The sequence below is a fragment of the Actinomadura montaniterrae genome, assembly GCF_008923365.1.
GTDB lineage: Bacteria > Actinomycetota > Actinomycetes > Streptosporangiales > Streptosporangiaceae > Spirillospora > Spirillospora montaniterrae.
Genome location: NZ_WBMR01000172.1, coordinates 1 through 19,977, shown reverse-complemented (window position 1 = coordinate 19,977; position 19,977 = coordinate 1). Strand labels below are relative to the sequence as shown.

The 19,977-nt window shown below is 73.5% G+C and carries 21 protein-coding genes; 6 read left to right on the top strand and 15 right to left on the bottom strand.

Going from position 1 to position 19,977, the window contains the following annotated elements:
* Window positions 1–536: hypothetical protein (locus F9B16_RS37620; protein WP_225992290.1), on the bottom strand; the 536-nt coding region annotated here is incomplete at its 3' end.
* Between the two features lie 159 nt (window positions 537–695).
* Here F9B16_RS37620 and F9B16_RS37615 point away from each other — a divergent pair.
* Window positions 696–2,402, top strand: coding sequence for a CocE/NonD family hydrolase (locus F9B16_RS37615; protein WP_151544999.1), 1,707 nt, complete (start codon window positions 696–698; stop codon window positions 2,400–2,402).
* A 4-nt stretch (window positions 2,403–2,406) separates the two neighbouring features.
* Here the strand turns inward: F9B16_RS37615 and F9B16_RS37610 are convergent, their stop codons facing one another.
* The 9 genes from F9B16_RS37610 to F9B16_RS37575 form a co-directional block, all read right to left on the bottom strand.
* On the bottom strand, window positions 2,407–3,267 hold the full coding sequence (locus tag F9B16_RS37610; protein WP_151544998.1) for an ATP-grasp domain-containing protein: 861 nt from the start codon (window positions 3,265–3,267) through the stop codon (window positions 2,407–2,409).
* Window positions 3,268–3,326: 59 nt separating this feature from the next.
* Entirely contained in the window at window positions 3,327–4,088 is a 762-nt protein-coding gene (hisF, locus tag F9B16_RS37605) for an imidazole glycerol phosphate synthase subunit HisF (RefSeq protein WP_151544997.1), read from the bottom strand.
* A 56-nt stretch (window positions 4,089–4,144) separates the two neighbouring features.
* A complete protein-coding gene (priA, locus tag F9B16_RS37600) occupies window positions 4,145–4,864 on the bottom strand; it encodes a bifunctional 1-(5-phosphoribosyl)-5-((5-phosphoribosylamino)methylideneamino)imidazole-4-carboxamide isomerase/phosphoribosylanthranilate isomerase PriA (protein WP_151544996.1) in 720 nt (239 codons plus the stop codon).
* Window positions 4,865–4,903: 39 nt separating this feature from the next.
* Window positions 4,904–5,542, bottom strand: coding sequence for an imidazole glycerol phosphate synthase subunit HisH (gene hisH, locus F9B16_RS37595; RefSeq protein WP_151544995.1), 639 nt, complete (start codon window positions 5,540–5,542; stop codon window positions 4,904–4,906).
* Window positions 5,539–5,709, bottom strand: coding sequence for a hypothetical protein (locus F9B16_RS51530; protein WP_192809182.1), 171 nt, complete (start codon window positions 5,707–5,709; stop codon window positions 5,539–5,541). The genes hisH and F9B16_RS51530 overlap by 4 nt, the downstream gene beginning before the upstream one ends.
* A 2-nt stretch (window positions 5,710–5,711) precedes the next feature.
* The gene (gene hisB / locus F9B16_RS37590; protein WP_151544994.1) at window positions 5,712–6,305 is read right to left on the bottom strand and encodes an imidazoleglycerol-phosphate dehydratase HisB; all 594 of its coding nucleotides are present in this window, start codon (window positions 6,303–6,305) and stop codon (window positions 5,712–5,714) included.
* Window positions 6,302–7,402 (bottom strand): histidinol-phosphate transaminase, encoded by a 1,101-nt coding sequence (locus F9B16_RS37585; protein WP_151544993.1) that lies wholly within the window; start codon window positions 7,400–7,402, stop codon window positions 6,302–6,304. The genes hisB and F9B16_RS37585 overlap by 4 nt, the downstream gene beginning before the upstream one ends.
* Window positions 7,399–8,706, bottom strand: a complete 1,308-nt coding sequence (gene hisD, locus F9B16_RS37580; protein ID WP_151544992.1) for a histidinol dehydrogenase — start codon at window positions 8,704–8,706, stop codon at window positions 7,399–7,401. Before hisD ends, F9B16_RS37585 begins: the two co-directional genes overlap by 4 nt.
* 91 nt (window positions 8,707–8,797) lie before the next feature.
* Window positions 8,798–9,619, bottom strand: a complete 822-nt coding sequence (locus tag F9B16_RS37575) for a PhzF family phenazine biosynthesis protein (protein WP_151544991.1) — start codon at window positions 9,617–9,619, stop codon at window positions 8,798–8,800.
* A 190-nt stretch (window positions 9,620–9,809) separates the two neighbouring features.
* Between F9B16_RS37575 and F9B16_RS37570 the strand changes: the two genes are divergently transcribed.
* Both F9B16_RS37570 and ybaK read left to right on the top strand, forming a co-directional pair.
* Entirely contained in the window at window positions 9,810–10,472 is a 663-nt protein-coding gene (locus tag F9B16_RS37570; RefSeq protein WP_151544990.1) for an LON peptidase substrate-binding domain-containing protein, read from the top strand.
* Window positions 10,473–10,518: 46 nt separating this feature from the next.
* The gene (gene ybaK / locus F9B16_RS37565) at window positions 10,519–11,025 is read left to right on the top strand and encodes a Cys-tRNA(Pro) deacylase (RefSeq protein WP_151544989.1); all 507 of its coding nucleotides are present in this window, start codon (window positions 10,519–10,521) and stop codon (window positions 11,023–11,025) included.
* Here ybaK and F9B16_RS37560 read toward each other — a convergent pair.
* Complete coding sequence (locus F9B16_RS37560) at window positions 10,909–11,511, bottom strand: hypothetical protein (protein WP_225992289.1); 603 nt, start codon at window positions 11,509–11,511, stop codon at window positions 10,909–10,911. The two genes, ybaK and F9B16_RS37560, sit on opposite strands and share 117 nt — an antisense overlap.
* A gap of 142 nt (window positions 11,512–11,653) precedes the next feature.
* Between F9B16_RS37560 and F9B16_RS37555 the strand changes: the two genes are divergently transcribed.
* Window positions 11,654–12,367: a DUF6882 domain-containing protein gene (locus F9B16_RS37555; protein WP_151544988.1), complete on the top strand. Its 714-nt coding sequence runs from the start codon at window positions 11,654–11,656 to the stop codon at window positions 12,365–12,367.
* Between the two features lie 92 nt (window positions 12,368–12,459).
* Entirely contained in the window at window positions 12,460–13,350 is an 891-nt protein-coding gene (locus F9B16_RS37550) for an LLM class flavin-dependent oxidoreductase (RefSeq protein ID WP_151544987.1), read from the top strand.
* Between the two features lie 13 nt (window positions 13,351–13,363).
* On the opposite strand, the gene dnaE is transcribed toward F9B16_RS37550, so the two are convergent.
* The gene (dnaE, locus tag F9B16_RS37545; RefSeq protein WP_151544986.1) at window positions 13,364–16,894 is read right to left on the bottom strand and encodes a DNA polymerase III subunit alpha; all 3,531 of its coding nucleotides are present in this window, start codon (window positions 16,892–16,894) and stop codon (window positions 13,364–13,366) included.
* Between the two features lie 464 nt (window positions 16,895–17,358).
* Between dnaE and F9B16_RS37540 the strand changes: the two genes are divergently transcribed.
* The gene (locus tag F9B16_RS37540) at window positions 17,359–17,730 is read left to right on the top strand and encodes a chorismate mutase (protein WP_151544985.1); all 372 of its coding nucleotides are present in this window, start codon (window positions 17,359–17,361) and stop codon (window positions 17,728–17,730) included.
* 46 nt (window positions 17,731–17,776) lie between these two features.
* Here the strand turns inward: F9B16_RS37540 and F9B16_RS37535 are convergent, their stop codons facing one another.
* The 3 genes from F9B16_RS37535 to F9B16_RS37525 form a co-directional block, all read right to left on the bottom strand.
* The gene (locus F9B16_RS37535) at window positions 17,777–18,712 is read right to left on the bottom strand and encodes an RluA family pseudouridine synthase (protein ID WP_151544984.1); all 936 of its coding nucleotides are present in this window, start codon (window positions 18,710–18,712) and stop codon (window positions 17,777–17,779) included.
* Window positions 18,712–19,380: a signal peptidase II gene (lspA, locus tag F9B16_RS37530; RefSeq protein ID WP_225992288.1), complete on the bottom strand. Its 669-nt coding sequence runs from the start codon at window positions 19,378–19,380 to the stop codon at window positions 18,712–18,714. Before lspA ends, F9B16_RS37535 begins: the two co-directional genes overlap by 1 nt.
* 68 nt (window positions 19,381–19,448) lie before the next feature.
* Window positions 19,449–19,829, bottom strand: coding sequence for a TraR/DksA family transcriptional regulator (locus F9B16_RS37525; protein ID WP_151545000.1), 381 nt, complete (start codon window positions 19,827–19,829; stop codon window positions 19,449–19,451).
* Window positions 19,830–19,977: the final 148 nt, after the last annotated feature.

Below are 19,977 nucleotides of genomic sequence, written 5' to 3'. Positions count from 1 at the left end.
CGGGTCAGCGTGAGGACGAACCCGCCGGCCGCGGCGACGCAGGCGGCGAGCGCGGCGAGGAACGCCAGGCCGAGGTAGAAGCCGGCGGTGCCGTCCGGCGCCACCAGCAGCGGCCCGTCGGTGCCCCGGCAGGTCAGCACGGCCGTCCCGGTGACCGGCGCCGTCATCGAGGCGGTGTAGCGGTAGCCGGGGCGGTCGGCCGCGCTCCAGGAGTTCTTGCGGGTCAGCCGGACGCGCGCGCCGGCGTCGCCGTCCTCGACGGCGCACCCGAACGGCGCGGAGCCGTCCCGCCGCACGTAGAGGAAGTAGGTGCGGCCCTCGGCGAGCCGCACGCCGATCCCGGCCGCCGCGTCGCCGGTCACGGCCGGCCCGGCGGCGGCTCCGGCGTCGTCCCGCGTCAGTGCCAGCGCGGTGAGCAGGCCCGCGGCCGCCAGCACGACCAGCGCGACCGGGACCGCGTACCAGCCCGCGGCGGGACGGACGGGCGGCGGGCTCCAGGCCGGGGCCGACGGCGCCGGCTCCTCCGGAGCGTTCACTCGCGGCCACATCCCGGTCCCCCCGATCCGAACGTCACCGTGCCGTGCCGCCACCTTTCCAGACCGCGGACCGGCACGTCAGCGACTTGGCGAGGGCGCGGAGGTGTCGTCCGGGCGCGAGCGGTTACCTTACTAGGTAGTAGCAATCTTGGAGGTCGCATGGCCCTCAGGGACCGCCTGCCCGCCTCGCCGATCCGGGTGCGCCGCCCGCGCGGGCTGCCCCGCCCGCCGCTGCCGCGGTACACGGTCGAGCGGGACCTGCCGGTGACGATGCCGGACGGCGTGACGCTGCTCGCCGACCGCTACGTCCCGGCCGGGGCTCGCCGCCCGCCGGCGACGATCCTCGTGCGCACGCCTTACGGGCGGCGCGGGCCCGCCGCACTGGCGAACGGCCTGCTGTTCGTCCCGTTCGGGTTCCAGCTGGTCGTGCAGAGCGCGCGCGGAACGTTCGGGTCCGGCGGCGAGTTCGACCCGCTCGGCAGCGAGCGCGACGACGGCCTCGCCACCGTCGCGTGGCTGAAGGAGCAGCCGTGGTTCGGCGGGACGTTCGCGACCTACGGCGCCAGCTACCTCGGCTACTCCGCGTGGGCGATCGCCGCCGAGGCCGGGCCGGAGCTGAAGGCGATGTCGCTGCAGATCACCGCGTCGTCGTTCCGGGACGCCGCCTACGTCGGCGGATCGTTCGCGCTGGAGTCCACGCTCACCTGGACCGACCTCACCCACCGGCAGCAGCAGCCGCTCGGGCTGCTCGCCGCGACGCTGCTGTCGCGCCGGCGCGCCGTCCGCGCCGCCCGGTCCGGCCTGCCCCTCGGCGAGCTGGACGTGGCGACCGGCGGCGAGCAGATGCGGTTCTACCAGGACCTCCTCACCAACCACGGCACGGACGCCGGCTACTGGGACGGGCGCGACTTCAGCGGCACCGTCGGCGACGTCGAGGCGCCCGTCACCCTGCTCGGCGGCTGGTACGACGTGTTCCTGCCGTGGGAGATCAGGGACTACCTCGCGCTGCGCGCCGCCGGGCGGCGGCCGTACCTCACCATCGGCCCCTGGTGGCACACCGACGCCCGGCACGGGCTGGTGTCGTTCCGCGAGACGCTCGCCTGGTTCCGCACGCACCTGCTCGGCGACCCGTCCGGGCTGCGCGCCGAACCCGTCCGGCTGTACGTCACCGGCGCCGGCGAGTGGCGGCACTACCGCGACTGGCCGCCGCCCGGCACGCGGCAGGAGCGCTGGCACCTGCACCCCGGCGGCGGCCTCGGCGAGGACGGCCCGCTCCCGTCGAAGCCGAGCGCCTACCGGTTCGACCCGGCCCGGCCGACGCCCGCGCTCGGCGGCCCGACCCTGCTCGGCAGCTCCCGCCCCGTCGACAACCGGCCGCTGGAGCGCCGCCCGGACGTGCTGGTGTTCACCTCGCCGCCGCTCGCCGAGCCGCTCGACGTGATCGGCCCGGTCGGCGCCGACCTGTTCGTCCGGTCCGACCGCGAGCACACCGACTTCGTCGTCCGGCTCTGCGACGTCGCCCCGGACGGGACGTCCCGGAACGTCTGCGAGGGCGGGCTGCGGCTCCCGGCGTTCGCGGAGAAGCCGGTCGGGACGGCGGGCGTCCGCCGCATCGCCGTCGACCTGTGGCCGACCGGGCACCGCTTCGCGCGCGGCCACCGCGTCCGCGTGCACGTGGCCAGCGGCGCCCATCCGAAGGTCGCGGCGAACCCGGGCACCGGCGAGCCGCTCGCCACCGCCCGCCTGATGGTCCCGGCGGACCAGGAGGTCTTCCACGACCCGGACCACCCGTCCGCGATCATCCTGCCGATCGCCGGCGCGTCGCCCGAGTCCGCGACACCGGCCCCCGGCGAGGAGCCCGCCTAGGGGGTCACAGCAGCCCGGCGACCGCCTTCGCGAAGCAGGTCTCGCTGCCGGGGGCGTGTTCGAGGTAGAGGGCCGGCTCGGTCAGTTCGAGCTCGATCAGCAGCGGGTCGCCATCGGGGCCCGGGATCAGGTCGACGCGGGCGTAGAGCAGGTCGCGGCCGCCGGGGACGGCGGCGAGGACGCGGTGGGCGAGGTCCAGCTCGGCGCCGGTCGCGGTGGTCGCGGTGACCCTGCCGCGGGTCTCGCCGAGGCCGGCGAGGCCCTCGATGCCGGCGCCGGGGTTGAGGACGCGCGCCTTGCGGCCCGCGTGGCTGTACTCGCCGCCGATGAAGACCAGGGCGGTCTCGCCCGCGGTGTCGACGGCGTCCAGGTACGGCTGGCGCATCACCGTGCGGCCGGCGTCGCGCAGGTCGCGCAGGTGGGCGCGGGCGGCGTCCTCCTCGCCGGCGCCCCAGCGGGCGGTGTCGCGGGAGCCGGACGACACCGACGGCTTGAGCACGAACTCCGGCCAGTCGGCGGGGATGCCGTCGGGGTCCCAGCGGGTCGGGACGATCGGGACGCCGGCGGCCTCCAGGTCGCGCAGGTAGACCTTGTCGGTGTTCCAGCGCAGCACGTCCGCCGGGTTGAGGACGCGCGGGAGGCTGTCCGCCCAGGCGAGGAACGCGTCCCGCCGGTCGGTGTAGTCCCAGGTGGAGCGGATGACGACGAGGTCGTAGCGGGACCAGTCGACGGCCGGGTCGTCCCAGACGGCGATGTCGGCGGCGACGCCGAGGCCGGCGAGGGCGGCGGCGAGCATCCGCGCGTCGTCGCTGCCTTCGGGCAGCCGGTCGCAGGTGGCGAGGGCGCACCGGGGTGAAGCGGTCACGGGGGGTTCCTTCTCGCGGCGGGGGTGCCGGGTTCGGCGGGCGGGGGGCGGCGGACGGGTCAGCGGACGGGGTTGCCCGCGGCGCGGAGCGCGTCCTTCACCTCGGAGATCTTCATCTCGCCGAAGTGGAAGACGCTCGCGGCGAGCACCGCGTCGGCGCCGGCGGCGACGGCCGGGGCGAAGTGGCCGACGGCGCCCGCGCCGCCGCTGGCGATGACGGGCACGGTGACGGTCTCCCGGACGCGGCGCAGCATCTCCAGGTCGAAGCCGGTCTTGGTGCCGTCGGCGTCCATCGAGTTCAGCAGGATCTCGCCGACGCCGAGCTCCTGCCCGCGCCGCGCCCACTCGATCGCGTCGATGCCGGTGCCCTTGCGGCCGCCGTGCGTCGTGACCTCGAACCCTGACTCGGTGCCCTCGGCTCGGCGGGCGTCCACCGACAGGACGACGCACTGCGAGCCGAACCGGTGCGCGGCCTCCCGCAGGAACTCGGGGCGCGCGATCGCCGCGGTGTTGATCGACACCTTGTCGGCGCCCGCGCGCAGCAGCCGGTCGACGTCGTCGACGGTGCGGACGCCGCCGCCGACCGTCAGCGGGATGAACACCTGCTCGGCGGTCCGGCGCACCACGTCGTAGGTGGTGGAGCGGTCGCCGCTGGACGCGGTGATGTCGAGGAACGTCAGCTCGTCGGCGCCCTCCGCGTCGTAGCGGCGGGCCAGCTCGACGGGGTCGCCGGCGTCCCGCAGGTTCTGGAAGTTGACGCCCTTGACGACGCGCCCGGCGTCGACGTCCAGGCACGGGATGACCCGTACGGCGACGGTCACTTCACGGCCTCCCCGCTCACTTCACGGCCTCCCCGCTCACTTCACGGCCTCCCCGCTCACTTCACGGCCTCCAGGGCCTCTTCAAGCGTGAACGCCTGCGCGTACAGCGCCTTGCCGACGATCGCGCCCTCGACGCCCACTTCGACGAGCTTGGCGAGTTCGCGCAGGTCGTCCAGGGACGAGACGCCGCCGGACGCGACGACCGGCTTGTCGGTGCGGGAGCAGACCTCGCGCAGCAGCTCGGTGTTGGGGCCGCGGAGCGTGCCGTCCTTGGTGACGTCCGTGACGACGTAACGCGGGCAGCCGTCGGCCTCCAGCCGGGCGAGGACCTCCCACAGGTCGCCGCCCTCGCGCGTCCAGCCGCGCGCCGCGAGCGTCGTGCCCCGCACGTCCAGACCGACCGCGATCTTGTCGCCGTGCGAGGCGATGATCTCGCGGCACCAGTCCGGGTTCTCCAGCGCGGCGGTGCCGATGTTGACCCGCGCGCAGCCGGTGGACAGCGCCGCCTCCAGCGACGCGTCGTCGCGGATGCCGCCGGACAGCTCCACCTTCACGTCCAGCCGGCCGGTCACCTCGGCGAGCAGCTCCCGGTTGGAGCCCCGCCCGAACGCCGCGTCCAGGTCGACGAGATGGATCCACTCCGCACCCGCGTCCTGCCAGGCCAGCGCGGCGTCGAGGGGCGCGCCGTAGGAGGTCTCGGTGCCGGCCTCGCCCTGCACCAGGCGGACCGCCCGGCCGTCGGCGACGTCAACGGCGGGAAGGAGCGTCAGAGTCATGCGGAAACCCTATCGATACAGGTGAACGGGCAAGCGCGGTCAGGAGAGGGTGGACAGCCAGTTGCGCAGGAGCCGCGCCCCCGCGTCGCCGGACTTCTCCGGGTGGAACTGGGTCGCGCACAGCGGGCCGTTCTCGACCGCCGCGACGAACCGGTCGCCGTGCTCGGCCCAGGTGACCAGCGGCGGCTCGATGGTGCCGGTCGGGTCGGGCTCCAGCTCCCAGCGGCGCGCCGCGTAGGAGTGGACGAAGTAGAACCGGGCGTCCGCGAGCCCCTCGAACAGGACGGAGCCCTCCGGGGCGTCCACGGTGTTCCAGCCCATGTGCGGGACGACCGGCGCCTCCAGCCCGTCGACCGTGCCGGGCCACTCGTCGCAGCCCTCGGTGGTGACGCCGTGCTCGATGCCCTTGGAGAACAGGATCTGCATGCCGACGCAGATGCCGAGGACGGGCCGGCCCCCGGCGAGGCGGCGGCCGATGATCTGCTCGCCGCGCACCTCCCGCAGCCCCTTCATGCAGGCGGCGAACGCGCCGACGCCCGGCACGACCAGGCCGTCGGCGGCGAGCGCCGCGTCCCAGTCGGCGGTGACGGTGACGTCCGCGCCCGCGCGGGCCACGGCGCGCTCGGCGGAGCGCAGGTTGCCCGACCCGTAGTCGAGCACGACGACGTTCGGGGTCACAGCCACATCACTCCCCCGGCGAACGCCAGCCCCGCGAGGAACAGCACGATCAGCGCGGCGGCCTTCAGGCCCTGCTTGATGAAGCTGTACACGCCGGCGAGCAGGAACAGCGCGACCGCGAAGACGGCGATGTTGAGGAAGGTGAAGTGCAGACCGCCGATATCCACGGCTACAGCGCTCCCTTGGTGGACGGGATGCCGTGCACCTTCGGGTCGAACGCCACGGCGTCGCGCAGCGCGCGCGCCAGCGCCTTGAACTGCGCCTCGACGATGTGGTGCGCGTTGCGCCCGTACGGCACGTGGACGTGCAGCGCGATCTGCGCGTTCGACACGAACGACTCGAAGACGTGCCGGGTCATCGTGGTGTCGTACTCGGGGCCGATCATCGGGGCCATGCCGTCCGGCTCCACGTGCACGAGGTAGGGGCGGCCCGACACGTCCACGGTGACCTGCGCGAGCGCCTCGTCCAGCGGGATGGACGCGTCGGCGAAGCGGCGGATGCCGGCCTTGTCGCCGAGCGCCTCGCGGAACGCCTGGCCGAGCGCGATCGCGGTGTCCTCGATCGTGTGGTGGCTGTCGATGTGCAGGTCCCCGGCCGTCTTGACGGTCAGGTCGAACGACCCGTGCTTGCCGAGCTGCGCCAGCATGTGGTCGAAGAACCCGACGCCGGTCGCCACGTCGACCCGGCCGGTCCCGTCCAGGTCGATCTCGACGAGGACCTGCGTCTCCTTGGTCCCGCGCTCGACTCGTCCCTTGCGCGTCACACGCTCTCCTTCAGTACGTCCTTGAGGGCCGTGCGGAAGGCGGCCATCTCGTCGGGGGTGCCGACGCTCACCCGCAGCCACTCGGGCGGGCCGACCTCGCGGATCAGCACGCCGTGCTCCAGCAGCGCCTCCCAGATCCGCCGGCGGTCCGGGAACGTCCCGAACAGCACGAAGTTGGCGTCGGAGTCGGCCACCCGGAACCCCTCGGCGCGCAGCCAGGCGACCAGGGCGTCGCGCTCGCGGCGCAGCGCCTCGACGGTGCCGAGCAGCTCCTCGCCGTGCGCGAGGGCGGTGCGCGCCACCGCCTGGGTGACGGCCGACAGGTGGTACGGCAGCCGGACCAGCAGCAGCGCGTCGATCACGGCGGGGTCGGCGGCGAGGTAGCCGAGCCGGGTGCCCGCCATCGCGAACGCCTTCGACATCGTCCGGGTGACGATGAGGCGCGGGTGGCCGTCCAGCAGCGTCAGCGCCGACGGCGTCCCGGCCCGGCGGAACTCGCCGTAGGCCTCGTCGACGACGACCATGCCGGGCGCCGCCTCCAGGACCGCCTCGATCGCCGCCAGCGGCAGCGCGGTGCCGGTCGGATTGTTCGGCGAGGTGAGGAACACGATGTCGGGCCGGTACTCCTCGACGGCCGCGATCGCGCGGGCCGGCTCCAGGCCGAAGTCCTCGTCGCGGAACGCGTCGATCCAGCGGGTCCCGGACACCCCGGTGATGATCGGGTGCATCGAGTACGACGGCTCGAAGCCGAGCGCGCTGCGGCCCGGCCCGCCGAACGCCTGCAGGATCTGCTGGATGATCTCGTTGGAGCCGTTCGCCGCCCACACCCGCCCGGCGGTGAGGCCGATGCCGGGGGTGTCGGCGTTCAGGAACGCGGCGAGGTCCTCGCGGAGCGCGACGGCGTCGCGGTCGGGGTAGCGGTTCAGCGACCCGGCGACGTCCATGACGGCCTCGCCGAGCGCCTTCACCAGCCGCTCGGACGGCGGGTAGGGGTTCTCGTTGGTGTTCAGCGCGTACGGCACGTCCAGCTGCGGGGCGCCATAGGGCTCCCGGCCGCGCAGGTCGTCCCGCAGCGGCAGGTCGTTGAGCGAGGTCACGAAGGGATCTCCCAGTCGAAGCGGGCCTTCAGGGCGGCCCCGTGCGCGGGCAGGTCCTCGGCCTCCGCGAGCGCGACGACGCGCCCGGTGGCCTCGGCGAGGGCGTCGCGGTCGTACTCCACGACATGGACGCCGCGCAGGAACGACTGCACCGACAGCCCGGACGAGTGGCACGCGCACCCGCCGGTCGGCAGCACGTGGTTGGACCCGGCGAGGTAGTCGCCGAGCGACACCGGCGCGTACGGGCCGACGAAGATCGCGCCGGCGTTGCGGACGCGGGCGGCGACGGCGGGCGCGTCGGCGGTCTGGATCTCCAGGTGCTCGGCGGCGTAGGCGTCGACGACCTTCAGGCCGTCGTCGATCCCGTCCACCAGCACGATGCCGGACTGCCGCCCGGCCAGCGCCTCGGTGATCCGCTCGGTGTGCTTCGTGCGCGCCACCTGCGCCTTCAGCTCCCGCTCGACCTCGTCGGCGAGTCGGACGGAGTCGGTGACGAGCACGGCGGCGGCGAGCGTGTCGTGCTCGGCCTGGCTGATCAGGTCGGCGGCGACGTCGACCGCGTCGGCGGTGTCGTCGGCGAGGATCGCGATCTCGGTCGGGCCGGCCTCGGCGTCGATGCCGATCACGCCCTTGAGCAGCCGCTTCGCGGCGGCGACGTACACGTTGCCGGGCCCGGTGACGAGGTCGGCGCGCGGGCACTCCTCGGTGCCGTAGGCGAACATCGCGATCGCCTGTGCGCCGCCGACGGCGTACACCTCCTCGACGCCGAGCAGCGCGCACGCCGCCAGGATCGTCGGGTGCGGCAGGCCGCCGTGCTCCTTCTGCGCGGGCGAGGTGACCGCGAGGGACGCGACGCCCGCCTCCTGCGCCGGGACGACGTTCATCACCACGCTGGACGGGTACACGGCGCGGCCGCCCGGCACGTACAGGCCGACGCGGCCCACCGGGATCCACCGCTCGGTGACGGTGCCGCCGGGCACGACCCGCGTGGTCGTGTCGGTGCGGCGCTGGTCGCGGTGCACGGCGCGGGCGCGGCGGATGCTCTCCTCCAGCGCCTCGCGGACGGCGGCGTCGAGCCCCGTGAGGGCCTGGTGGACGGCCCTGACCGGGACCCGGGAGCTCTCCAGCTCGACCCCGTCGAACGCCTTGGTGTACTCCCGTACCGCCTGCGAGCCCCTATGGCGCACGTCCTCGCAGATCGGCCGCACCTTGTCCAGGGCGGCCTCGACGTCGAGCTCGGCGCGGGGCAGCACGGAGCGCGGGTCGCCGGGAAGCGAGCCGCGCAGGTCGATACGGGAAATCACGCGCCCAGTCTACGGAGTGGCCCCGGTCCCCCGCGCACCGTCTCACGTGCCGAGACGCCCGTGTCGCCGGGGTCCGGGGACGTGCCGCGGGTCACACCCGCAGCGTCCCGTCCAGCACGGTGACGGCCGCCCCGGAGATGATCACGCGGCCGCCGCGCAGCGCCGTCCGGACCCGCCCGCCGCGCTCGGACGCCTGGTAGCCGGTCAGGTCGCCGCGGCCGAGGCGCTCCGCCCAGAACGGGGCGAGCGCGCAGTGCGCCGAGCCGGTCACCGGGTCCTCGCCGTCGCCGAGCAGGACCCGCGCGCCGAAGAACCGGGACACGAAGTCGTACCCGCCGTCCGGCCCTTCCTCCGCCCGCGCGGCGGTGGTGATCACTCCGCGCGCGTCGATCTCGGCGAGCGCCGCCATGTCGGGCGCGAGGGCGCGCACGGCCTTCTCGTCCGCGAGCTCGACGACCAGGTCGTTCTGGACGTTGCGGCCCGTCCAGCCGATCTCGGCGCCGAGCGCCTCGGCCAGCCCCGCGGGAGGCACGACGGGCTCGGGCGGGCAGGACGGGAAGTCCATCGCCAGCCCGCCGTCCCCGTCCCGGGTGACGGTGAGGACGCCGCTCTCCAGCGTCCGGAAGCGGATGGGCCGGTCCGCGGGCACCGTCCCGGTGTCGTAGAGGGCATGGGCGGCGCCCATGGTGGCGTGCCCGCAGAGCGCCACCTCGACCAGCGGCGTGAACCAGCGCAGCTCGAAGTCCGCGCCGGGCTCGTCGACGGGGCGGACGAACGCGGTCTCGGAGTGCTTCATCTCGGCCGCGACCCGCTGCATCCACGCCGCGTCGGCGGGGCCGTCCAGCAGGCAGACGCCGGCGGGGTTGCCGGCGAACGGGCGGTCGGTGAAGGCGTCCACGACGAGGATCTTCATGCCACCGACGCTACCCGCGGCGGCTCCGGCGGCGGTACGGCCAATCGGACGCAAGTGGCCCGGCGGGCCCGGACTGGACGTCGGCGTGACACACGCTTCACACTGTGAAAAATCACCCCTTACCAAGATCATCTGCCGGGGCGTACGCTGGCGCCGAGGGCGTCCCCGGCCGGCGCGGGAAAGAGGCGACATGACGGAGCGGCTCCCCCTGTTCCCGCTGGGCACCGTGCTGTTCCCCGGCCTGGTGCTCCCGCTGCACCTGTTCGAGGAGCGGTACCGGCTGCTCATCGGCGACCTGCTGGAACGGCCCGAGCCGCGCGGCTTCGGCGTGGTCGGCATCGAGCTCGGCCACGAGGTCGGCGAGGACGCGGCGCGCCGCCTCGCCGGCATCGGCTGCCTGGCCGAGCTGCGCGAGGCGAGGCGCCACCCGGACGGCCGCTACGACATCGTCACCACCGGGACGCGCCGCTTCCGCGTCAAGGAGCTGGACCGGTCCCGCCCCTACCTGCAGGGCGAGGTCGAGTTCCTCCCGGAGGAGCCCGGCGCCGAGCCCGGGCCCGCCGCCCGCCGGGTGCGGCGGCTGTTCCGGCTGTACCGGGAGCGGCTGTCGGCCACCGGCGCCGGCCCGGTCGACGACCCCGACCTCCCGGACGACCCGGTCGCCCTGTCCTACCTGATCGCGGCGTCGGTCGTGCTGGACGGGCACGAGAAGCAGCGGCTGCTCGAGTGCGAGGACGCGGCGCTGCGGCTGGCGGCCGAGCGCGAGCTGCTGGTCCGCGAGAACCGGATCCTGGACGCGCTGCCGATGATCCCCGCCGGCCAGTTCCTCGACGGCTCGTTCACCCTGAACTGACGCCAGCCGCGCGCGGGGCCGCTGTAGATCACGGCAGACTGTCCCCATGAGCAAGCGGGCAGGGGGCGGGAAGGCGGGCGGCCAGGGGACGCCCGCCACGGTCGCCGCGGCCAACGCCGGGATCGAGTTCACCGTGCACGCCTACGAGCCGGACCCGGACGCCGAGTCCTACGGCGAGGCGGCGGCGGACGCGCTCGGCGTCCCGTACGACCGGATCTTCAAGACGCTGCTGGCGGAGGTGGACGGGCGGCTGACCGTCGGGATCGTCCCGGTGTCGGGGTCGCTGGACCTGAAGGCGCTGGCCGCGGCGGCGGGCGGGAAGAAGGCGGCGATGGCGCACCCGCGCGACGCCGAGCGCGCCACCGGCTACGTCGTCGGCGGGATCAGCCCGCTCGGGCAGCGGCGCCGGCTGCCGACGGTGATCGACGCGTCGGTGTCAGCGCTCGCGACCGTCTACGTCTCGGCCGGTCGGCGCGGACTCCAGATCGAGCTCGTCCCCGCCGACCTCGTCGCCCTCACCGGCGCCACCGTCGCCGCGATCGCCCGGGGGTAGCCGGCGGACGACGACCTCCAGCAGCGCGTACGCGGCGACCGCGGCCACCGGCCAGAACACCAGCACGCCCTTGGCGCGCAGGTCGGCGACGCCGGTGACGGTGGCGCCGTCGCGGCCGTGCCGGACGACGTCGTGGTAGTGGCCGAGCCCGATCAGGTGGCCGGTCTTCCAGGCGAGCAGGGACGCGGCGGCGCCGCCGGCGGCGAGCCCGAGGATCAGCGCGATGTCGTCGCGGCGGCCGCGCAGGGTGTAGGCGGCGATGCCGCACAGCAGGCCCGCCGCGAGGCCGATCAGCGCGAACCGGCCGTCGACCCCGACCGGGCCCTCGCCCTCCGGATCGGCGATCAGCGCCTCACCTTGGATGATCACATATGTGACCTTGGGGATGGTGTTCCCCCACAGCAGCCCCGCGAGCGGCCCGAGCAGCGTCACGATGGCGGTGGTGACCAGCCAGGTCGTCAACTGCCTGCCGGTCGGTGGCCGCACTGCGTACGCTCCTCGGTGGAAGTGTCCTCTGACAGCGAAAGCCTAGCCTGCCCAGGTCAGCCGATCGACAATCGAATGGTGTCCGATTCCCGTCTTGATTCACGCCCGCGACCGCCCCGGTTACTGGGATAATGTGCCCGACATGTCCGGATTCAGTCCCGCGTTCGAACGCCTCGGCGCCGCCCTGGCGGCCGTCGTCCTGCAGCAGCAGGAGACGCTCGCCGAGTTCCTCCCGCGCGAGGACTGGAGCGCCGACCTCACCGCCCGCACCTACGCCAGCGGCGGCGTGACCGTCCGCGTCTCGCTGCTCGGCTCCTACGCCGCGCGCGAGCGCACCTGGCTGTGGGGGTGGGCGAACCCGCAGTTCGGCGACGCCCATCCCGCGGTCGTCCCGACGCTGGTGATCCGCACGCTCGGCGAGCGGCTCGGCATCACCGAGTTCACCACGCCCGAGGTCGACCTGTCCTGGTACGACGGGCCGGCCGGGCACGGCGGCGAGCTGATCGCGATGGCGGCGGGCGGGGTGCTGCGCGGCGCCGGCTACATCGGCGCCGGCTACGACGGCGGCTCGGCGTACCTGCACGTCGACGACCCGCAGGTGCCGGCGGCCGGCTGGGACCCGATCCCGGTGCCGCGGCTGCTGACCGGGGCGGCGAGCCTGTTCCCGCACGAGCCGCGGCTCACCCTCGCCGGACTCCTGTCGCACCACCGGGTCGCCTACCGGCAGAGCGACGAGCTGACGGAGATGCGGCTGCCCGGCGGCGGCACCGCCCGCGCGCTGTTCGACGGCCTCGGCCGCTTCGTCGACTGGCAGGCCGACCTCGCGCCCGCGGCGCCCGCCGCGCTCGGCCGCTGACCCCGGCGCCGCGCCGGGCCGGGCGCCGCCCGCGTCCCGGCCGGTAACGGTCCTGATTCGGGGCCGGCACCGGCCTCGGTAGCGTCGCCTTCATGATCTACCGATTCGGAGTCCAGCTCGCGCCGTCGGCGTCCCGGCTGGACGAGCTGCTGTCCCTCGCCCGCCACGCCGACCGCGACGGCCTCGACCTGCTCGGCGTCCAGGACCACCCGTACGCCGCCGACCTCGCCGACACGTTCGCCGTCATCGCGGCGGCCCTCGCCGGCACCGAGCGGCTGCGGGTGTTCCCGGACGTGGCGAGCCTGCCGCTGCGCGGCCCCGCGATGCTCGGCAAGCAGGCCGCCACGCTCGACCTGCTGAGCGGCGGCCGCTTCGAGCTGGCGCTCGGCGCCGGGGCGTACTGGCCCGCGATCGCCGCGATGGGCGGCCCGCACCGCACGAACCCGCAGGCCCTGCACGCCCTGGAGGAGGCCATCGAGATCATCCGGGCGATGTGGCGGCCGGGCGAGACCGTCCGGGTCGGCGGCGAGCACTACACCGTCAAGGGGGTCCATGCCGGGCCCGCGCCCGCGCACCCGGTCGGCATCTGGATCGGGTCCGTCGGGCCGAAGGCGCTGGCCCTCACCGGCCGCGCCGGCGACGGATGGGCCGCCCCCATCCCGCACTACCTCCCGTACGAGGCGTGGCGCGAGGCGCAGGACACCATCACCCGCGCCGCCCGCGACGCCGGCCGCGCCCCGTCCGCGATCACCCGGATGGCGCAGCTCGTCGGCGACGTCACCGACGCGCCCGGCACCGTCCGGCTCGAAGGCGAGGAACCGATCCGCACCGACGCGGCCGGCTGGGCCCGCGTCGTCGCCGGCCTCGCCACCGAGACCGGCTTCGACACCTTCGTGTACTGGCCCGAGAACCCCGGCGAGGTCCAGCTGCGCCGCTGGACGCAGGAGGTGGTCCCCGCCGCCCGCGCCCTGCTCGGCGCGTGACCGCGGCGGGCGGCTAGCCGAGGCAGGACGGGCCGAGGAGCTGCTTCAGATCCCCCATCAGCGCCGGCGACGGCGCGACGCGCAACCGGTCGTCCAGCCGGACGACCGTGGTGCGCGGCCCGTTCTGCAGGTGCAGGTGCACCTCCGACGTGCCCGGATGGGTGATCAGGACCTCCTTCAGCCGGGACACCGTCGGCGGCGTGCAGCGGCCGAGCGGCAGCGTCACCGACAGCGGGCCGGTGCCCTCGGTGATGGTCAGGTCCGGCTGGGTGACCTCCATCGCGATGATCTTCGCGACGTCCTCGCGGCGGTCCAGCTTGCCCTTGACGATCAGGATCGCGTCCTCGGCCAGCAGCGTGGAGCACAGCTGGTACGACGACGGGAAGCACAGCACCTCGATGGAGCCGGCGAGGTCCTCCAGCTGGAACATCGCCCACGAGTTGCCCTGCTTGGTGACCTTGCGCTGCAGGCCGGACAGCAGCCCCGCGATGATCACGATCTGGCCGTCCGGCCGCTCGCCCTCGTTCAGCGCCGCGATCGTGCAGTCGGCCTCCCGCTCCAGGATGTGCTCGACGCCCAGCAGCGGATGGTCGGAGACGTACAGGCCGAGCATCTCCCGCTCGAAGGCCAGCAGCGTGGTCTTGTCCCACTCCTCGCCCTCGGGGATCGCGACGGCGAACGCGTCCTCGCCGCCCTCGTCCTCCAGCGCGCCGAACAGCGAGTCCTGCCCGACGGCCTCCTTGCGCTTGATGTCGATGACCGAGTCGATCGCCTGCTCGTGCACCATCAGCAGCGCCTTGCGCTGGTGCCCGAGCTCGTCGAACGCGCCCGCCTTGATCAGCGACTCCACGACCCGCTTGTTGCAGACCTGCGAGGGGACCTTGTTGAGGAAGTCGTTGAAGTCGGTGTAGGCGCCCTTCTCCTTGCGCGCCGCGACGATCCCGTCCACCACGTTGTGGCCGACGTTGCGGACCGCCGACAGGCCGAAGCGGATCTCGGTGTCGCCGAGCGGGGTGAAGTCGGCCTCGGAGGTGTTCACGTCCGGCGGCAGGACCTTCAGCCCCATCCGGCGGCACTCCGACAGGTAGAGCGCGCTCTTGTCCTTGTCGTCGCCGACGGACGTCAGCAGGCCCGCCATGTACTCGGCCGGGTAGTTCGCCTTGAGGTACGCGGTCCAGTAGGAGACCAGGCCGTACGCGGCGGAGTGCGCCTTGTTGAACGCGTAGTCGGAGAACGGGACGAGGATGTCCCACAGCGTCTTGACGGCCTCCTTCGAGAAGCCGTTGTCGAGCATGCCCTTCTCGAACCCGACGTACTGGGCGTCCAGCTCGGCCTTCTTCTTCTTGCCCATGACGCGGCGGAGCAGGTCCGCTTTGCCGAGCGTGTAGCCCGCCACCTTCTGCGCGATCGCCATGACCTGCTCCTGGTAGACGATCAGGCCGTAGGTGGTGTCGAGGATCTCCTTGAGCGGCTCCTCCAGCTCCGGATGGATCGGGGTGATCTCCTGCTGGCCGTTCTTGCGCAGCGCGTAGTTGGTGTGGGAGTTCGCGCCCATCGGGCCCGGCCGGTACAGGGCGCCGACGGCGGAGATGTCCTCGAAGTTGTCCGGCTTCATCAGCCGCAGCAGCGAGCGCATCGGGCCGCCGTCGAACTGGAACACCCCGAGCGTGTCGCCGCGGGCGAGCAGGTCGTAGGTCTTCTGGTCGTCCAGCGGGAGGGCGAGCAGGTCGACGTCGACGCCCTTGTTCTTCTTGATCCCCTTGAGCGCGTCGTCGATGATCGTCAGGTTCCGCAGGCCCAGGAAGTCCATCTTCAGCAGGCCGAGCGTCTCGCAGGTCGGGTAGTCGAACTGCGTGATGATCGCGCCGTCGGCGTCCCGGCGCATGATCGGCACGTGGTCGGTGATCGTCTCACCGGACATGATGATCCCGGCGGCGTGCACGCCGGTCTGCCGGATCAGCCCCTCCAGGCCCTGCGCCAGATCCATGATCTGCTTGACGTCGGTCTCTTCCTCGTACAGCTTGCGCAGCTCGCCGGCCTCGCCGTAGCGCGGGTGCTTGTCGTCGAAGATGCCCGACAGCGGGATGTCCTTGCCCATGACGGCGGGCGGGAACGCCTTGGAGATCCGGTCGCCGAGCGCGTACGGGAAGCCGAGCACGCGGCCGGCGTCCTTGATGGCGGCCTTCGCCTTGATGGTGCCGAACGTGGCGATGAAGGAGACCTTGTCGGCGCCCCACTTCTCCGTCGTGTACTTGATGACCTCGGCGCGCCGGTCTTCAGGGAAGTCGATGTCGATGTCGGGCATGGACGCGCGCTCGGGGTTCAGGAACCGCTCGAAGATCAGCCCGTGCGGGATCGGGTCGAGGTCGGTGATGCCCATCGCGTAGGCGATCAGCGAGCCCGCCGCGGAGCCTCGTCCCGGCCCGACCAGGATGCCGTTCTGCTTGGCCCACATGATGAAGTCGGCGACGACGAGGAAGTAGGACGGGTACCCCTTGCCGAGGATGACGCCCATCTCGTACTCGGCCTGCTCCCGGTACCCGTCGGGCAGGCCGTCGGGGAAGCGCCGCTCCAGGCCCGCCCAGACCTCCTTGCGGAACCAGCTCTCCTCCGTCTCGCCCTCGGGGACGGGGAAGCGCGGGCTGAGGTCGCGGTGCTCGAACATCCCCGCCGGGTCGACCTTCTCGGCGAGCAGCAGCGTGTTGCGGCAGCCCTCCGCCCAGATGTCGGACGAGTCGATCGCGCGCATCTCGTCGGCGGTCTTGAGGTAGTAGCCGGACCCGTCGAACCGGAACCGGTCGGGGTCGGCGAGCTGCTTGCCGACCTGCACGCACAGCAGCGCGTCGTGCGCGGTCGCCTCGGACTCGTGGGTGTAGTGCGAGTCGTTGGTCACCAGCGGCGGGATGTTCAGCTTCTTGCTGATCTCGATGAGGCCGTCGCGGACGCGGCGCTCGATGTCGAGCCCGTGGTCCATCAGCTCGAGGTAGTAGTTGTCCTTGCCGAGGATGTCCTGGAACGTCGCGGCGGCCTTGAGCGCCTCGTCGAACTGGCCGAGCCGCAGCCGGGTCTGGATCTTGCCGGACGGGCAGCCCGTCGTGCCCATCACGCCCTCGGCGTGCTCGGCGAGCAGCTCCTCGTCCATGCGGGCGTACTTGAAGACGAAGCCCTCGGTGTAGGCGCGGCTCGACAGCTTGAACAGGTTGTGCAGGCCGGCCTTGTCGCGCGCCCACAGCGTCATGTGGTTGATCAGGCCGCCGCCGGAGACGTCGTCGCGCTTCTGGCTCGGCTCGCCCCACTGGACCTTCTTCTTGTGGAAGCGGGACTCGGGCGCCATGTAGGCCTCGATGCCGATGATCGGGGTGACGCCGGCGGCGGTGGCCTGCTTGTGGAAGTCGTAGGCGCCGTGCATGTTGCCGTGGTCGGTCATCGCGATCGCCGGCATCTTCTGCCGCCCGACCTCCTCGAACATCTGCTTCAACCGGGCGGCTCCGTCGAGCATGGAGTACTCGGTATGAACATGCAGGTGAACGAAAGAGTCGGCCATGCCCGATGCGCCTCCTGATGCTCGCATGCGACCGCCCACGTGCGTGGCCCGCACGTGGTCGGGTGATCGGTCCCGGGGGAAGATCGCCGTCCCGGCCGGGTCGCCGGGATGACGCGGTCCTGAGAGCCTAACCCCGTCCGGGGGGCGTCCGCTCCCCGACGCGCCCACCGTCTCGCGCGTCACATCCGGCACTTCCCGCACCGTCCCCGGGACGTCTCACGAAGCGAGACGGGCGTCCGGGATTTGACTGGGGCCAGGCGTCCCGCCGTACCATCGTCGCGTGGAACGCCGCCATTTCAGGTTTACGAAGCCGGCTCCGGGCGAGCCGGTCGCGACGACCTAGAGCGACGACCCTGGAGCCGGCTGAAGGCAGAGACCCACTCGGGCCTCTGCCTTTTTCCATGGACGCGGCCCCGGGCACGGATCCCCTGCGCGGTGCGCCGCCGCGAGAGAGGGAGACCGACATGCACGACCGCGTCATCGACGCCACCGGCGCCTCCGGGCCGTCCTGCCCCGCCTGCGGAACCGCCGAGCCCGCCGCCCCGCTGCTGCGCGTGCCGCTGCCGTCCGTCGAGGACCTCGGCACCGTGGCGGAGGCGCGCGCGGCGATCGACGGGCTGGACGCGGCGCTGGCCGTGCTGCTGGAGCGCCGCGCCGAGGTCGCCGCCCTCGTCCAGCGGCTCAAGCCCGTCGGCGGGTTCGCGGGCCGCAACCCCGACCGGGAGCGGGCGATCGTCGACGCGATGGCCGAGCACGCCCCGTCCCTCGGCCGCGACCGGCTCGCGAAGATCATGAACGCGGTGATCGAGGCGGGCCTGGACGCCGCCGGGCGCTGACCGGCGGGCGTCCGCCCCCGTCCGGGGGCGTGCGCCCGGCCGCTCGTCAGGACTCGGCGGAGACGATCTCCAGGGCGTGCGCCAGGTCGTCCGGGTAAGGGCTCTCGAACTGCACCCAGTCGCCCCGCGTCGGGTGCTCGAAACCCAGCCGGACGGCGTGCAGCCACTGCCGCCGCAGGCCGAGCCGCTCCGCGAGCGTCGGGTCGGCGCCGTACGCCATGTCGCCGACGCACGGGTGCCGGATCGCGGACATGTGCACGCGGATCTGGTGCGTCCGGCCCGTCTCGAGGTCGATGTCCAGCAGCGTGGCCGCGCGGAACGCCTCGACGGTGTCGTAGTGCGTCACCGACGGCTTGCCGCCCGCCACGACCGCGAACCGCCCGTCGCCCGACGGGTGCCGGTCGATCGGCGCGTCCACCGTCCCGCGGAACGGGTCGGGATGGCCCTGCACGAGCGCCTGGTAGCGCTTGTCGATCCGGCGCTCCTTGAACGCCCGCTTGAGCCGCGAGTAGGCGACCTCGCTCTTGGCCACCACCATCGCGCCGGTCGTGTTGGCGTCCAGCCGGTGGACGATCCCCTGCCGCTCGGACGCGCCGCTGGTCGCGATCGTGTGCCCGGCGCCGAGGAGGCCGCCGAGGACGGTCGGGCCCGTCCAGCCCGTCGTCGGATGGGCGGCGACCCCGATCGGCTTGTTCACCACGACGATGTCGTCGTCCTCGTACAGGATCCCCATCCCGGGGACGGGCTCGGCGACCGGCGCCGGCGCCGACGGCGGGGGCGGCAGCGTCACCTCCAGCCAGGCGCCCGCCTCCAGCCGCTCGGACTTGGTCGCCACCTCCCGGCCGTCCAGCAGGACGTCGCCGGCGGCGATGATGTCGGCGGCCCCGCCCCGCGACAGGCCGAACAGGCGGGCGAGCGCGGCGTCGACCCGCTCGCCCTCCAGGCCGTCCGGGACGTGGAGGCTGCGCACCTCACCGCCCATCAGGGCTTCTCCTCGCGCGCCGGGACGTCCGCGTCGCCGGCCGCCGGGGAGTCCGCCGCGTCCGGGGCGGGCGGTTCGCCCCGCCGGGGCTCGGCGGGCGCGGCGTCCTTCGGGGCGGAACGCTCATCGGGGGCGGGCGGCTCGGCGGAGGCTCCGTCCGGTTCCTCGTCCGCGTCCCTGCCCGCGTCCCTGCCCGCGTCATTGTCCGCCAGCCGCGTCCCGTCGATCTGGAGGCCGCGCGCGGCCAGCACGACGGCCAGGATCCCGCCGCAGACGATCGCCGAGTCCGCCAGGTTGAACACCGGGTAGTGCGGGAACTCGATCCAGTCGACGACATGGCCCTTCAGCGGCGCCGGGGCCCGGAACAACCGGTCGAGCAGGTTGCCGATCGCGCCGCCGAGCAGCAGCCCGAGGCAGACCGCCCAGGGCAGGCTGCGCAGGTTGCGGGCGGTGCGCAGGATCGCCACCACCACGCCGCAGGCGATCACGGTGAAGACGATCGTGTAGCCGGTGCCGATCGAGAACGCGGCGCCGCTGTTGCGGGTCTCGCGCAGTTTCAGCAGCCCGCCGAGCAGCCGGACCGGCGCCCGGTCCTGCAGCGTGGCCACCACGATGGTCTTGGACACGATGTCGGCGGCGAGCGCGGCCAGGGCCACGGCGATCAGCACGCCGACGCGGCGCGGCCGGGGAGATCCCGTGGATTCCCCGGCCCCTCCGTCAGGGTTCGTTTGGTCGCTCAGCGACGTTCCTCGCGTTGTTTGCATGTCACACACAGGGTCGCACGCGGGAAGACCTGGAGGCGCGCCTTGCCGATCGGCTCGACGCACGACTCGCAGATCCCGTACGTGCCGGCTTCCATTCGCTGGACGGCCCGCTCGATCTGGGCCAGAAGGTCCTGTGAATTGTATGCGAGGGCCAGCTCGTGCTCGCGCTCGTACGTCTTGGCGCCCGCGTCGGCCTGGTCGTCCCCGGCGCCCTCGTTGATGTCGCCCTCGGCGATCTGCACCGCGGACGCCGCGATCTCCTCGCGCAGCGCGACGATCTGCTCCTCCAGACCGGCCCGCACCTCGGCCAGCTCGGTGGCCGTCCAGTGACCCTCGCCCTCGCGGACGGGCAGCTCCGCCGCCTTCGCCGCTGCGCCGGTGCCCTTGGCCGCGCCGCCCTTGCCCGCACCGGCGCGGCCGGGTTTGGCCGCGGCCTTCCCGGCGCCGCGCTTGGCGGCGGGCTTGGCCGCCCGGGAGCCGCCGGCGGACCTGGTCGCGGGC